The organism is Vibrio brasiliensis LMG 20546 (assembly GCF_000189255.1).
In the GTDB taxonomy this organism is placed as follows: Bacteria; Pseudomonadota; Gammaproteobacteria; order Enterobacterales; family Vibrionaceae; genus Vibrio; species Vibrio brasiliensis.
Window position 1 is genome coordinate 67,429 of record NZ_AEVS01000101.1, and the last position, 14,631, is coordinate 82,059.

A 14,631-nucleotide genomic window follows, 5' to 3' on the forward strand; every position below is an offset into this window, starting at 1 on the left:
ATGTTCTAGCTACCAAATATCAGTCTAGCTGTAATTTTTATGGTTTAGGAAATTGGTTTAATAGCTCTTTGGCCAGTTCAAATTCAAACCCTTCAATGGCATCAATAAATTGTGATTGCTGCTCCGGTGTCCAAACACCAAACTGCTCTGCATCTTGTACTATGGCGAGCGCTTCCACATCATATTCATCAACAAGAGTGACCAACTGTTGATAGAGTTGTTTTGGGTCGACCTGCAGTTTGGCAGGTTGTGGCTGGCTTTCTTGTTGCCACTGGGTTAACTCTTGGTGCAGTTTTTCAACGATAGCACTGCTTACTTCGAGTTCGCCCAACGCTGTTTTGCTGTGTTCTTTGATGCTCCGTTCCATTTTGCCAGCAAGCTTAGCAAGCAGTTCAATCCCCAGGTTGGCTGAAGACCCTTTCAACGAGTGAGCCATCCTTGCGGCCATCTCCCAGTCCTCTTTGTCGACAACCTCTTTAAACATCGGCAGCTCTTCCAGTTGGGTCGCGAGGAAGCGTGACAATATGGAGAAGTAACTCTCTCTGTCACCGCCAATATCAAAAATGGCTTGTTCGAGGTTGATACCCGACAGGTTTGGCAGGTCTGAATTATCAGTTGGCGCCGGTTCTGATGTTGGCTGCGAAGGTGATGATGACTCATCGCTTGGCAACAGATGCTGGCTTAAAGTCTGATAAAGGTTACGAACATTAATCGGCTTGGCTAAATGGCTATTCATCCCAGCAGCGATACATCTGTCCACGTCACTTTGCATTGCGTTGGCGGTCATCGCGATAATAGGCAACTGCTGCCAATCCGGGTTACGGCGGATTTGCTCGGTTGCTGATACGCCATCAAGCACTGGCATCTGCATATCCATCAGGACCAGATCGACCGGATGTTGCTCCAGCATATTAATGGCTTGTTGGCCATTATCCGCGGTGAGCACGTTGACGTTGGTTCCCTTGAGTAGACCAATAGCGACTTCCTGATTGACTTCATTATCCTCAACTAAGAGTATTGTTTGTCCGCCAAACACGGGTTTTTCAAGCTGATTAGCCGGGGTGTTGCGCGTGACATGTTCTATACCAAAGCTGTCCATGATTGCGTCAAGAAGGTTAGATGGATTGACTGGTTTGACTATCAATGAATCAACCAGTTTAGAGCTGGCCTGATCGAGAGATATTTCACGCCCGTAGGCAGTGACAAGGAAGTTTTTTGAATGCTCCAGTAATTGCTCGTTTTGCGCTGTTTGGAGCAACTCAATACCGTTCAGGCCGGGCATGTTCCAGTCAACAAAAAGCAGGTCGAACTGACTATTACGTATCTCATCGAGCGCTTCAAAGCCGTTGCTGACCGCTTTTGCGTCAAAATGCATCGCGTTAAGCAGGGTGACCAGAATATTACGTGCCGAATCATTATCATCGACGACAAGTGCGCGTTTTCCTGCCAGCCCGGCGACAGGTTTAGATATGTCACGCATTTTGGCTTCTTGTAGGCCACATGTAATGGTAAAGGCGAACGTTGAGCCAGCACCAAGGGTACTGCTGACTGAGAGTTGCCCGCCCATCAGTTCAACGAGCTGTTTGCTAATGCTAAGCCCAAGACCAGTGCCGCCAAATTCACGAGTAATGCTGCTGTCTGCTTGAGAGAACGCATCAAATAAATGGGCGATTTTTTCTTTATCAATTCCAATACCAGTATCTTTCACTGAGAAGTGCAATACAACGTCACGTTCTGTGAGTAGCTCTATACGAACAGCGACGACTACTTCGCCTTGCTCGGTAAACTTGACCGCATTTCCACACAGATTAACCAGGACCTGACCAATGCGCAGTGGGTCACCAATCAAGCCTGTCGGAACCTGTGGATCGATATCGAGTAAGAATTCGATTTTTTTCTCCTGCGCTTTTAATGAAATGACATTGGTTAAGTTGTCAAAGACCTCATCAAGGCTGAAATCTATGGTCTCTATGTTTAACTTGCCAACTTCAATTTTAGAGAAATCGAGTATGTCATTAATAATGCCAAGCAGGTTTTTGGCGGACTCATTAATGCGGGTTAGGTACTTATGCTGTGCGGGATCGAGTTCAGTGTTGAGTGCCAAATGAACCATTCCTAGTATGCCGTTCATTGGTGTGCGAATTTCATGGCTCATATTGGCAAGGAATTCACCTTTGGCGCGGCTCATGGCGTCTGCGGTTTCTTTAGCGTCACGTAGCTCAGTCTCCATCAGTTTACGCTCCGTCAGGTCGAGCAAAATCCCGACTATGCCTGAGACTTTACCGTGACTATTGTTGAATGAGGCTTCGCATACCAGCATGTCGCGGGTTTGTAGATGCTGATCAAGCAGCGACAATTCATAGTTTTTGCTTCCTTGTTGCAGGATTAACTGTTGATGAGTCTCGCTGAAACATTGCGATGCATCTTGCTGGCTAAAGACCTGTTGCGGAGTTTTTCCTATGATCTCCTGCATGGGTAAACCACAAAGCTCGCTGAACTTAGCGTTAACCGTTAGATATTTCCCTTGTGGGGACAGGCAGTACATCGGGTTAGGGGTAGCGTTTAAGATCTCCTGATTGAGCTGAGACTGTTCCAACACCTTTTGCTCTGCTTTTCTTTGTAACTCTATGTTCTGACTGAGCTGGATACTGACAGCAAGGTCATCAAGCATTTGAGTGAGCCACTGATACTGAATATCGCTCAACGTTTCCGTAGTACCTACTTCAAGCAGCGCGACTGGCTGTTCGTTTACGCACAGAGGGAAGTAGTAAAGCTCATTTAGCTCAAGACTGCCGCCACTAACCGGCATTGTGTATTTGCCCGCCAGTGACTTCATGCTATATGGCTTGCCGGACAGAAGTACGCTGAGTTCAGTAGAGCTGGTATCAGAGATAAAACTGTCATGTGAACCTTCATGGCCAGCGCCCGCAATGCGAACCAACTGATCATCTCTGTACAGCGACAGACCAACTTGTTGGATAGGGAACTGGTGGAGCAGGAACTGGGTAACTTCCTGGCACAAGTTAATCGTCGACTGACTGGTTCTCAACACAATATTGAAGTCTTTAAACAGTGTGTTTTGATTTAATTGCTCGGCAATGTGGTGGAAAACCACATTGAGGCTATCGATAAACCTTTGCAGTTCAGCGTAGGCTTTCTGCGTGATGGTAAAGGCGTAATCCTTCTCTTTCACTTGATGCACGACGGTTTTTAGTAATTGGCTGAGAGGACTGATATAAAGGTGCCAGAGCAGCGTGAAAGAGAGCGCGATTGAGGCAAGCAGAATGGTCATCAGAACCAGATAAATACGGCGGTATTCTTGTGTTTGCTGGTCAACATTAGCAATGTTGTTTTCTATTCGGAATAGGATAGCCTGATGCGCAGAGCCAACCGCACGCATGATCTTGGCTTTTTCGGCGAAATACCTTTTGCTGTAAAGCAAGGACTGAGCGTAAGCGAGGTCTGGTTTCCCAGTATCAACCTCGGTGCCGTTGTCGACCAGCTTGATTCCTTTCACTGCTAAAAAGGCTTCACGCTCTAGGTTAACTAAGCCGTCAGAGAGCATAAGTGCGCTTTTGAGTTCAAGAAACTCTGCTTCACTGATTCCTGACTCTCTTAGGCGGGTTAATAAAGGCACGCCTGTGGGCTGCTCACCGTCAGAGAAGGTTTGCGATGAATTAGCAATCAGATCCCAGTACTCATACTCATTCCCTTGCGGGATAGGGATGTCTCCGTTACGTACGGCAAGTACTCGATTAAACAGTTGTTCCCAGTATTGGTCGCCTGTTACCACATAAGCGCGGGCAAATTTAGTCAGATGATCTGAGCTCTGCTTCAGCTCTTGAGAGAGGCGGTAGAAGCGGTGTAAGTCTTCTAGATAGGTGTGGCCCTGGGAGCGTAACTCAGACACTTTATCGGTAACCACTGACATGGCTACCGCACAAATTCCCATCGCGAGGAAGAGCAACATAAATAAGGTTCGTATAGAGCGCATTAAAAAGTGTCCTTCCTCAGCTAGATAGCAGTGCAAGTGGGAGTGGCTTGTCTATAGTTATTGATAAGTTTAGTTATTGTTCTTCTGGTCGATAAAATTTTTTAGGATATTTTCTATGCCCGTAGAAAACTTGAGTGACTGCACAGTGCTGATTGTCGATGACTGTGCAGAGAATCTGGCTTTTATGGCCCAAGGCTTGAAAGAGCGTTACCATGTTAAAGCGGCAAAAAGCGGGGAGATGGCACTACATATTCTGGAGCAATTTGATATCGACCTGATTTTGCTTGATATAGTGATGCCTGATATCACTGGTTATGATGTGATTCGAGCAGTGACCAATAACCATAAAACGCGCAATATCCCGGTAATATTTCTCACCGGAAAGAACTCGCCTGAAGATGAAAAACTTGGCTTTGAGTTGGGAGCCGCGGACTATGTACATAAGCCAGTCAGCATTCCTTTGTTACGCTCAAGAGTAAAAACACACCTGCAAAACAAACGATCCAAAGACATCCTAATGGATGAAAATGGTTACCTTGAGAAACAGGTCCTGAAACGCTCCTATGAACTGGACCGTATGCAGGACGCGGTAGTATTTGCACTAGCAAGTCTTGCAGAGACACGTGACCCTGAAACCGGTAACCATATTCTGCGCACTCAACATTACGTAAAGCTGCTCGCAGAACAGTTAGCCGAGAAGCCGCATTACAGTGAAATGCTAACCCCAAAAATGATCGATACCTATTTTAAAGCAGCGCCGCTACACGATATTGGCAAAGTAGGGATTGTCGATTCTATCTTACTCAAGCCCGGCAAACTGACCGACGAAGAGTTTGAGATTATGAAAGACCATGCCAAGCTCGGACTGCTGGCATTGGAGAAAGCAGAACAACTTTCAGGGGCGAGGAACGAGCTGATCACTGTCGCTAAGGAGATCGCCTACGGCCATCATGAAAAGTGGGATGGTTCAGGATACCCCAATGGTTATAGCGGTGATGCGATTCCACTTAGCGCCAGACTGATGGCACTGGCGGATGTTTATGATGCGCTGCGGTGTCGCCGAGTCTACAAAGCCCCTATGAGTCACGACAAAGCGAAACAAATCATCATGGAGGGAAGTGGTCAGCATTTTGATCCTGAAGTGATCGAGGCCTTCATTGCTCAGGAAGATCGCTTTATCAAAATTGCTGAAGAGTTTGGAGACGAGTCACCGATTGATGACAGCAAGTGGTAACCCTTGTCGAGTTAGCTCTTGTTAACGACCGCCTAATTACAAATCCTTGATAAATGTAAAAAACGTAAATACACGGTACATGGTTACAAATCTAAATGATAATGCATTGCATTTGTAATTATGGAGTCTAACAATGAAATTGTCTGCCGTTGCGCTGCTAGCCAGCCTGAGTGTATTTGGTGCCAGTGCGAAAATGGTTGAAGTTGAGCACGCACAAGGAACGACTAAACTTGATTCAAACCCTGAGCGAGTGGTCGTAATTGGCCTTGGAGCCCTGGATACTGTCAAAGCAATGGGTGTGGAACCTGTAGCTGTCTCAACGGTAAGTATGTTCCCTGATTACCTTGCAGAATATCGCGATTACCAGTTTGTCTCTGCAGGTAGCTTGCATGAACCTAATTTTGAAGCGATCTACATGCAAAAGCCGGATCTGATTATTGTTGGTTCTCGCGCTGCACCTAAGTACAAAGAATTGTCTGAAATTGCGCCAACTATCGTTTTTGCTACCGATGCAAAGCAAGGTTACTGGGAAAGTACACAACAGCAGTGGCGTAATCTGGCAAAAGTCTTTGAAAAGCAGGAGTTTGTTGAACAGAAAATTAATCAGATTGGTCAAGAGATCGAAGCAATTCGCACTGCAAACCAGAACAACAAACTTGATGCGCTAACCGTAATGAGTGCGGGTGGCAAGATTACGGCATTTGGTGCTCAGTCTCGCTTCTCTGCTGTCTACAAAGATTTCGGTTTCCAGGAAACCGTAAAGGGCATTAAAGAGAGCCGTCATGGCGACCTTGTTTCTTACGAATTCATTAGCGAAAAGAACCCATCAACACTGCTTGTTGTCGATAAAGATCTACTGATTAATAAAGGCAAGGGCAGCACGGTACAACGTGACTTCGAGAATGACCTTGTGAAGTCGACTCAAGCGTATAAGCATGACCGTCTGGCATATCTGGATATCAATGCATGGTACCTGTCTATTGCGGGTATGCGTGCGACAGAACAGATGATTGCAGATGTAAAGTCCGCTTCAACACCTAACTAATTAACAACCAATAATAATAACAATAAGCCTCAAGCGTTTGCGCTTGAGGCTTTGTGCTGATGAGGCCAAGAGTGAAAAGACTATTGCTGATACTGATTGTTTTAAGTATCGCGTCGCTGTTTGTTGGTGTAGGGCAACTGACTCTTACATCATTACTTGCCGGAGATAGCGCAAGCTGGCATTTGCTGTTTACCAGTCGGATTCCTCGCTTAATCGCCGTATTGCTCGCAGGAGCAGGGCTCAGTATTGCCGGGCTTATTATGCAGCAAATCAGCCAGAACAGATTTGCATCCCCTTCGACATCAGGAACTGTTGAGTGCGCAATGCTTGGCTACGTTCTGAGTTTGGTGTTGTTTGGTAATGGCCAGCAACTTTGGATGATCTTTGCCGTGTCAATGGCGGGCACGCTGCTATTTGTGCAATTCATTAACCGTGTCCAGTTTAAAAACGCCATCTTTGTCCCTTTAATCGGTATTATTTTTGGTAACGTAGTGGATTCACTGGCGACATTTATCGCGTATAAATATGATGCATTGCAAAACCTCTCAAGCTGGACGATTGCAAACTTTGCCAATCTGCTTCAGGGCGACTACGAACTGCTTTATATCGCTATTCCAGTTGCAATACTCAGCTACCTATATGCGGCACGAATCTCTGCTGTTGGGCTGGGCAAAGACTTCGCGACTAACTTAGGCCTCAATTACCAACAAGTACTTATTCTGGGTGTACTACTGGTGTCGGTGATGTCAGCAACCGTAGTCATGATCGTTGGTATGTTGCCATTCTTAGGCTTGATCGTGCCCAACCTTGTTAGTCAGTTTTATGGCGACAACCTACGCAAAAATATCCCGATTACCGCGATACTAGGTGCCTTGATTGTGCTGTGTTGTGATCTGGCAGGGCGGGTAATCATCTTCCCTTACGAAATCCCGATTTCGACCATCATTAGTATTCTCGGCGGTTCGGTGTTTATCTACTTCATTCTCAAGGGGCAAAAAAATGCGTGATAGCACTAAGCTCATCGCTGTTGCGTTTATTGTCATTGTTTTGTGCGCGATGTTTATTGGCATTGGCCTTACCAGCGATAACTACCAATACTTTTTATCTCGTCGTATTCCTAAAGTTATGGCGATGGTGATTGCCGGGATTGCGATTGGTCAGTCGGCACTGGTCTTTCAGACCATCACTCACAACCGTATTCTGACGCCAAGTATTATGGGTTTTGATTCGTTGTATATGTTTACTCAGGTGCTGGTGGTTGTCACATTCGGTGGCATGAGTAGCGTAGCGCTCAATGCTTACCTCAACTTCAGCTTATCTGTTGCAGTCATGCTGGGCTTCTCTTTGCTGCTGTTTAGTTTCTACTTCAAGGGTAAGAACCAGAACCTGATGGTATTGTTATTGCTAGGCGTAATCCTGGGCCAGCTTTTTAGCAGCATCTCTTCGTTTTTCACTATGCTAATGGATCCGAACGATTTTGCTGCAGTGCAGGCGAACATGTTCGCCAGCTTCAACAATATTAAGGTCGAACTGGTCTATTACTGCGTGCCACTGCTTGCGGTGATCAGCATTGCGTTATACCGACTCCATCGCGTGCTTGACGTATTCTGGCTTGATAAAGATAACGCCATCAGTCTCGGTGTGGATGTTAAACGTGTGACCATGCAAGTGTTGGTACTGAGCGCCGCATTAATTGCGATCTCAACTGCGCTGATTGGTCCGATTATGTTCTTCGGTTTATTAGTAACCAATCTGGCCAGAGAGATGTTCAAATCGTATCAACATAAGGTGCTGATTTGGGGTGTGTCTCTACTGTCAATTGCGTTACTTCTTGGCGGACAATGGGTTGTAGAGAACCTGTTTGACTTCTCAACCACGATTAGCGTGGTAATCAACTTTGTCGGCGGTGTTTATTTCTTAACCATGTTGCTGCGCAACAAGATTGTTTAGGTTCAAAATGATTTCTTTAAAAAGTCTTACTAAGGTATTTGGTCAGTTTACCGTGGTTGAGAATGCCAGTGCTGAGTTTGAAAAAGGTCAGGTAACGTCAATTATCGGTCCGAATGGGGCGGGTAAAAGTACCTTGCTTTCGATGGCGAGTCGTCTGGTTTCAAGCGACAAAGGCGAGGTCTTGATTGACTGCAAAGAGCTCAGTGAGTGGGACAGCAAAGAACTGGCAAAGCGCCTTGCAGTACTGCGTCAGGCTAACAGTATCACGATGCGTTTTACGGTCAGAGAGATGGTCTCATTTGGTCGTTTTCCTTATTCGCAAGGGAAACTGAACCAGCAGGATCAAGAGGTGATCGATAAGGCGATAGAGTATCTTGATTTGACGGAGATTCAACATAAGTATCTTGATGAACTGAGTGGTGGACAGCGTCAACTATCGTTTATTGCCATGGTGATGGCGCAGGACACCGACTATGTTTTCTTGGATGAACCGCTCAACAACCTTGATATTAAGCACTCTCTACAAATCATGAAGAACATCAGACGCTTAGCGCACGAGATGAACAAAGCCGTTGTCGTGGTGATTCACGACATCAACTTTGCTGCCTGTTACTCGGATATCATCATTGCGTTGAAGAAAGGCAAGATTGTCGCTCAGGGCAGTGTAGAAGAGGTAATTCAGGCTGATATCTTAGAGAGTATTTATGAAACGCCATTTAACATCGTCGAAGTAGGCGGCAAGCGCATGTGTACCTACTATTAAGTCCATTCAGTGCTAAAAAGCCTCGAAATACGAGGCTTTTTATGATTATTCCGCTTTGGTGAGGTCTTCAATGATAGGGCAGCTACTCCCTGAATCACCGGGACAGGCAGACACCCATTTTTTAAGCTGACGCTCAATCTCTTGCAGTTCACGGATCTTGATTTCAACCTCGCGCAATTTTTCCTTTGCCTTGGCTTTAACTTCGCTGCTTTTTCGATTGGAATTGTGGGCTAACTGAACCAACTCTTTACATTCGATCAGAGAAAAGCCCGCATTTTTAGCTCGTGAAATCAGATTGAGCTCCTGAACATGCTGCTCAGAATACTCTCGGTAACCGGATTCGCTTCTGTGTGGCGCAGTGATGAGCTCTTTATCTTCGTACAGTCGAATAGACTTACTTGATAGACCTGTCAGCTTAGATACAGCTCCGATATTCATTTTGTTTCCTTAGTGAGTTAGACACGGCTAATTCTACTTTGACACTGTTTTACTATGTTTGTTCTCAAAAGGCTAGGCAAGGGTAGAAAAGGGCACCATACAAGAGTGCCAATCGTTATCGTGATGCATAATCATATGTCGAATAATTATCCAAAACTGACAAAAATCACATTAATTTTTGAGTTCGAATTAAATGCCCAATTGCGATAGATCAACAAAAGTTTGTTTGTTTTGTTGAAGAAGTATAAATAAAGTTGAAACATTCAAAAAATATTGAATAATAGAATCCACAAAACTATAGAAGTGTGATGCTTCATCAATCAGTCTGAAACAGGAACATATCCATGTCGAACACATTTGTGCTGGTCATTAACTCTGGTAGCTCTTCATTAAAATTTGCCGTTATCGACTCTCAGTCGGGCGAAGCGATTGTTAGCGGCCTGGGCGAGTGCTTTGGCTTGCCGGAAGCTGTAATCAGCTGGAAGTACAATGGTGAAAAAACAGAAGAAACCATTGATGCACCGGACAACCACCACCAACACGCGATTGACCGCATCGTGGCGCTAATGGACACATTAGGCTTCAACAATGATCTCGTGGCTGTAGGCCACCGCATTGTACACGGCGGAGAAAAATTCACTTCGACAGTACGTATTGATGACGAAGTTTTAGCAGAAATTGAAAGCCTGTCAGACTTGGCACCGCTCCACAACCCAGCAGGTGCGATTGGCATCGAAGCGTCGATGAAAGCCTTCCCAAGCCTGCCACAATTTGCTGTGTTTGATACGGCTTTCCACCAAACTATGCCACAGAAAGCTTTCACTGGCGCAATCTCTAACGAGCTATACAAAGAATACGGTATTCGTCGTTACGGTTTCCACGGTACTAGTCATTACTTTGTTAGCCGCGAAGCCGCTAAGATGCTTAATAAGCCAGTTGAACAAGCGAGCTTTATCTCTGTTCACCTGGGTAATGGTGCGTCAGTATGTGCGATTGAAAATGGTCAGTCAGTAGATACTTCAATGGGCTTTACACCACTTGCTGGTCTGATGATGGGTACTCGCTCTGGCGACCTTGACCCAGGTATCATTGAGTTCCTGATGAAGAAAGGCTGGAGCCAAGAGAAAGTCTTCGAAACGCTAAACAAAAAATCAGGTTTCTTGGGCGTTTCTGGCCTGACATCAGATGCGCGTGGCATTCTGGAAGCGATGGAAAATGGTCACGAAGGTGCCAAGCTGGCGTTTGAAGTATTTACCTACCGCGTAGCGAAATACATTGGTTCTTACCTGATCCCATTAAACCACCTGGATGCAATCATCTTCACTGGTGGTATCGGTGAGAACTCTCTACCTATTCGTCGTGAGATTCTGAACAACCTTAACCTACTTGGCTTTATCGAAGACGAGAAGGGCAATGAAGACGCTCGTTTTGGCGCAGCAGGTATCATTGCTAAGTCTGAAATGCTAAACGCAGTAGCGATGGTGATTCCAACCAACGAAGAATTCGTAATCGCACAGCAGTCAGTAGAACTGCTGTAATAGAGCCTAAAATCAGATAAGCAAAAGCGAGCCCAAGTGGCTCGCTTTTTTGGTTTATATATTGGTTTAACCACCACCATGTGCAGTATAGGGAATCCACTCACGACCTGCTGAGTTTTGAGCCGATACGATCTTCTCGGATTCGCCACCAGAATAGCTTAAAGGGACAGGCTCCATAAGCCTTTCCATAAGCCGTTTTCGATGCCACTTCGAGTTGAGTTCTTGAAGAAAAAGGCCGGTGCGTTTGAATAGCATCGAACGCCACCGATTAAACTCAGCATTCCCGAAAGCAAAGCCCACCGAAAGCGGGCTTTGTTCTCTTTTAGTAACGAGAATAATAACTAGTAGTTAGCTTGAATGCTGACACCGCTATAGTTTGAGTAACCTTGAATCATGACGTGGTAGCGTCCACTTTGTGTCGCGCTGACCGTACATATTTCATTGTTACCGTATTTGAAAGGTCGGCAGTCCCATGCATTCAGTGCTGGTTTTGCACCAAAACGGAGATACAAGTCGGCATCGCCAGTACCGCCATACATCTGTACTGTCAGACGCTGTCCTGCTTCTACATCAACATAGTAAGACGCTACTTGACCAGTTGAGCCACTTAAACCGCTCACTGGCACGCCCGAAGTTAACTTCCCTTCTGGGTCAGGTGTTGGATCAGGTCCACCACAGTCTTGGCCACAATCAGCATCCGTTAAACTATAAAGCAGCTTGTTCACACTGCCTCTTGTATCCGTCACCTTTCCGCTAGTTGCGCGGCTTATTATCAAGGACTCTACTTGGCTTGGCGACAGCGAACTGTTTTCTTGAAGATACAGTGCTGCTACACCCGCCACATGTGGCGTAGCCATCGAAGTGCCACTAATGGTTTTGTAACCACCGTCATACCATGCAGATTTGATTTGTGAGCCTGGCGCGAACACGTCCACACAACTGCCCCAGTTTGAAAAACTCGAACGTGCATCCGTGCTTGTGGTCGAGCCGACAGTCACACCTGTAGCAACGCGTGCTGGAGAGTAGTTACACGCATCGGCATTGGAGTTGCCTGCTGCTAGCATAAAGCTGACACCTGACTGAACCGCATTTTGCACCGCGCTATCGAGAGCGACAGATTGACCGCCACCTAAACTCATATTGGCAACTGAAGGTCCGGAAGCATTCGCAGCCACCCAGTCCACACCGGCGATAACACCAGACGTAGAACCCGAACCGCTACAGCTCAATACTCTCACACCGACAAGGTTGACGTTTTTCGCAACACCATACAAGCTACCGCCAATGGTGCCCGCAACGTGTGTACCGTGTCCATTACAGTCACTTGCATCTGCATCGTTATCGACAAAGTCGTACCCAGAAACCGAGCGCCCACCAAACTCAACGTGTGCATTGTTCACACCGGTATCGATAACATAAGCCGTTACCCCAGTCCCGTCAAAGTTGGCACTGTAGTTGTTATCGAGTGGCAAATTACGTTGGTCGATTCGATCTAGTCCCCAAATGGCATTGGTTTGATTTGCATCTGCCGGGACTATTGGGTCAAGCGATAGGATTCTGTCTTGCTCAATGTAGTCCACACGAGGATCAGAACGCAGATCTTGTAGCTGCTCAGGACTCAAGTTAGCGACAAATCCACTTATCGAGTGGTCAAAAACCGACTCCACTTCTATCGAATATAAACCGGACATGCGGTCTACAGACTGTTGCGTGAATTGCTCGAATTCCGGTGAGCTGCTCGCCATCATTTGCGGTTGTTGAAATACCACTATATAGCGATCTGCAATGGCGGAGTCGTTCGGTGCAAGCATTAATGTGGCAGGCAATGTGTCGGGAGCTTGTTGTAACTTTGCGCTGTCCGCAATCTCATTGGATTGTGAAAAAACGATAGAAGAATGAAAACAGAGTGCCGAAGTGATACAACAACTTAGTAGTTTCTTTAACATAACATGTTCCTTGAAATCATAGTCTTGTTGATTTTTACCTAGTACCAAACTGTCAACACGAAAACACAGACAATCAGCGTAGTTCGCTCAATACGTGCTGCAGTGACGCTACACAAGTCAAACTAGACAATAAGCAACTATATGCATAATTGAGAATGATTTACATACTCGGAAACATGATCAATAACCAAGCTTTATTGAAATTGAAATGTAAAGATTTATTTAGATTTAGAGCAAAATCCCTAAAATAGAATAATTATACACATCTGGCTTATTGCCTGTTATATGTCCTATTCTTACCGATAATTTACCCAATAAAACCTAACTATCCTTTCATTGGTCATGACTCAAATCGGTTGATAGATGTTAATATAGCCACCTGATTTCTGATGTTTTTTTTAACTCATGGCTACTATTCAAGCTCAATGGAATATGGTGTGCGGTATTGGGCGCTTTAAAAAACTCTCGCCAAGGTAACTAACCTCAATACCTTTCGATAGAGCAAATATAAGACTAATTTGTGAACAGAAAGGCCAGCTGCATTAGTTGAGGAATAGGAGGAAAAACACTTACCCATTTAAGAACTGCAATACGCCTTTGCCCCTTTTCTTGTTAGCTCTTCTACTCATTTACATCTCATAAACTTGAATTATCCCTAGTCAAATCTATCCGATTGAATTGAAAATTTAGCTTTCCTGTTGATAGCTGACTTTTTGCGGTATAGCAACACTTAATGTGCTCTAACTTATTGATTGCTAATTGAACCAATACGACTAAAAATGCATTATGTAAAAGCAAAAGACGACGATCTGTCGACTAATAAGCGTTATGCATAGTCGCCAAACTGGAGTAAATTGCACGTTCAGACTTGGTGTTTCGATGTAGAGGTAAGAATGAAGTTAGATGCTGTGTTGTGGGACTATGATGGAACTCTTGTAAACTCAGTCCCTAAGAATATTGATATTACAAAAGCTATCTTATCCGTTGTTGCACCACATTTAACTGGCGAGTTTTTGCCTAAGTATTTACGCGACGAAGAGTCGTATCATGAAGCCAACCATAGTGCTAAAAACTGGCAAGAACTTTACGTTGACTATTATGGGTTAACACATGAGGAAATGTTGATTGCTGGAGGTATGTGGGCGGAACATCAAGAAAAGAATACAACGGAAGTAATGTTGTTTGATGGCATCAAAGACGTAGTCACTCAGTTTTCTTATCTTCCTCACGGTATTTGTTCGCAGAACTCGCAAAACAATATTCGCCGCTTACTAGAGAACAATTCAATATCTGCACCTTTCAAGTCAATAGTAGGGTACAACGATGTTTCCAATAGAAATCAAAAGCCTGACGCACTTAGCGGTCTCAAGTGTATTGAATCGATTTTTGGTCATACCAACAGCCAGTGTTTAATGTATATCGGGGACCATGAAGCAGACGTAAAGTTTGCGCGTAACCTACAAAAGGCAATTGGCGGAGAATCACGTGTAATTGCAGTGGCTGCAGCGTACAGCCGCTCAGTACCAGAGTCTTGGGGATGTAAACCTGATTACACGGCACGTACAGTCGATGAACTTTTTGAGATCATCGGAAAATACGCATAACAAACGACTAAAATTCTAAGATACTTACTCTAATCTATCTCGAGCGCGTTAGAACTTAAAATCTAACGCTCTTCTGTCCATAGGCGTGTTAACCAGGACATAGCTAACACATTCCCCTT

Annotated in this window: 10 protein-coding genes; 7 read left to right on the forward strand and 3 right to left on the reverse strand. The window is 45.1% G+C overall.

Going from position 1 to position 14,631, the window contains the following annotated elements:
• Positions 1-37: 37 nt before the first annotated feature.
• Positions 38-3,994 (reverse strand): PAS domain-containing hybrid sensor histidine kinase/response regulator, encoded by a 3,957-nt coding sequence (locus RH46_RS18810; protein ID WP_006881111.1) that lies wholly within the window; start codon positions 3,992-3,994, stop codon positions 38-40.
• A gap of 115 nt (positions 3,995-4,109) precedes the next feature.
• Here RH46_RS18810 and RH46_RS18815 point away from each other — a divergent pair, with 115 nt between their 5' ends.
• From RH46_RS18815 to vctC, 5 genes are all read left to right on the forward strand, one after another.
• Positions 4,110-5,228 (forward strand): HD-GYP domain-containing protein, encoded by a 1,119-nt coding sequence (locus tag RH46_RS18815; protein ID WP_006881112.1) that lies wholly within the window; start codon positions 4,110-4,112, stop codon positions 5,226-5,228.
• A gap of 133 nt (positions 5,229-5,361) precedes the next feature.
• Positions 5,362-6,273 carry a siderophore ABC transporter substrate-binding protein gene (locus tag RH46_RS18820; protein WP_006881113.1) on the forward strand — a complete coding sequence of 304 codons (912 nt, stop codon included), beginning with the start codon at positions 5,362-5,364 and terminating at the stop codon, positions 6,271-6,273.
• A 71-nt stretch (positions 6,274-6,344) separates the two neighbouring features.
• Positions 6,345-7,280: an iron chelate uptake ABC transporter permease subunit VctD gene (vctD, locus tag RH46_RS18825; protein WP_006881114.1), complete on the forward strand. Its 936-nt coding sequence runs from the start codon at positions 6,345-6,347 to the stop codon at positions 7,278-7,280.
• Positions 7,273-8,223, forward strand: a complete 951-nt coding sequence (locus RH46_RS18830; RefSeq protein ID WP_006881115.1) for an iron chelate uptake ABC transporter family permease subunit — start codon at positions 7,273-7,275, stop codon at positions 8,221-8,223. The genes vctD and RH46_RS18830 overlap by 8 nt, the downstream gene beginning before the upstream one ends.
• A gap of 7 nt (positions 8,224-8,230) precedes the next feature.
• Positions 8,231-8,986: an iron chelate ABC transporter ATP-binding protein VctC gene (gene vctC, locus RH46_RS18835; RefSeq protein ID WP_006881116.1), complete on the forward strand. Its 756-nt coding sequence runs from the start codon at positions 8,231-8,233 to the stop codon at positions 8,984-8,986.
• Positions 8,987-9,031: 45 nt separating this feature from the next.
• On the opposite strand, the gene cueR is transcribed toward vctC, so the two are convergent.
• Positions 9,032-9,424, reverse strand: a complete 393-nt coding sequence (gene cueR, locus RH46_RS18840) for a Cu(I)-responsive transcriptional regulator (RefSeq protein WP_006881117.1) — start codon at positions 9,422-9,424, stop codon at positions 9,032-9,034.
• Positions 9,425-9,768: 344 nt separating this feature from the next.
• Here cueR and RH46_RS18845 point away from each other — a divergent pair, with 344 nt between their 5' ends.
• Positions 9,769-10,962 carry an acetate/propionate family kinase gene (locus tag RH46_RS18845; protein WP_006881118.1) on the forward strand — a complete coding sequence of 398 codons (1,194 nt, stop codon included), beginning with the start codon at positions 9,769-9,771 and terminating at the stop codon, positions 10,960-10,962.
• 341 nt (positions 10,963-11,303) lie between these two features.
• On the opposite strand, the gene RH46_RS18850 is transcribed toward RH46_RS18845, so the two are convergent.
• Entirely contained in the window at positions 11,304-12,908 is a 1,605-nt protein-coding gene (locus tag RH46_RS18850) for a S8 family peptidase (RefSeq protein ID WP_006881120.1), read from the reverse strand.
• Positions 12,909-13,801: 893 nt separating this feature from the next.
• Here RH46_RS18850 and RH46_RS18855 point away from each other — a divergent pair.
• The gene (locus tag RH46_RS18855) at positions 13,802-14,512 is read left to right on the forward strand and encodes an HAD family hydrolase (RefSeq protein WP_006881121.1); all 711 of its coding nucleotides are present in this window, start codon (positions 13,802-13,804) and stop codon (positions 14,510-14,512) included.
• The last annotated feature ends 119 nt before the right edge of the window (positions 14,513-14,631 follow it).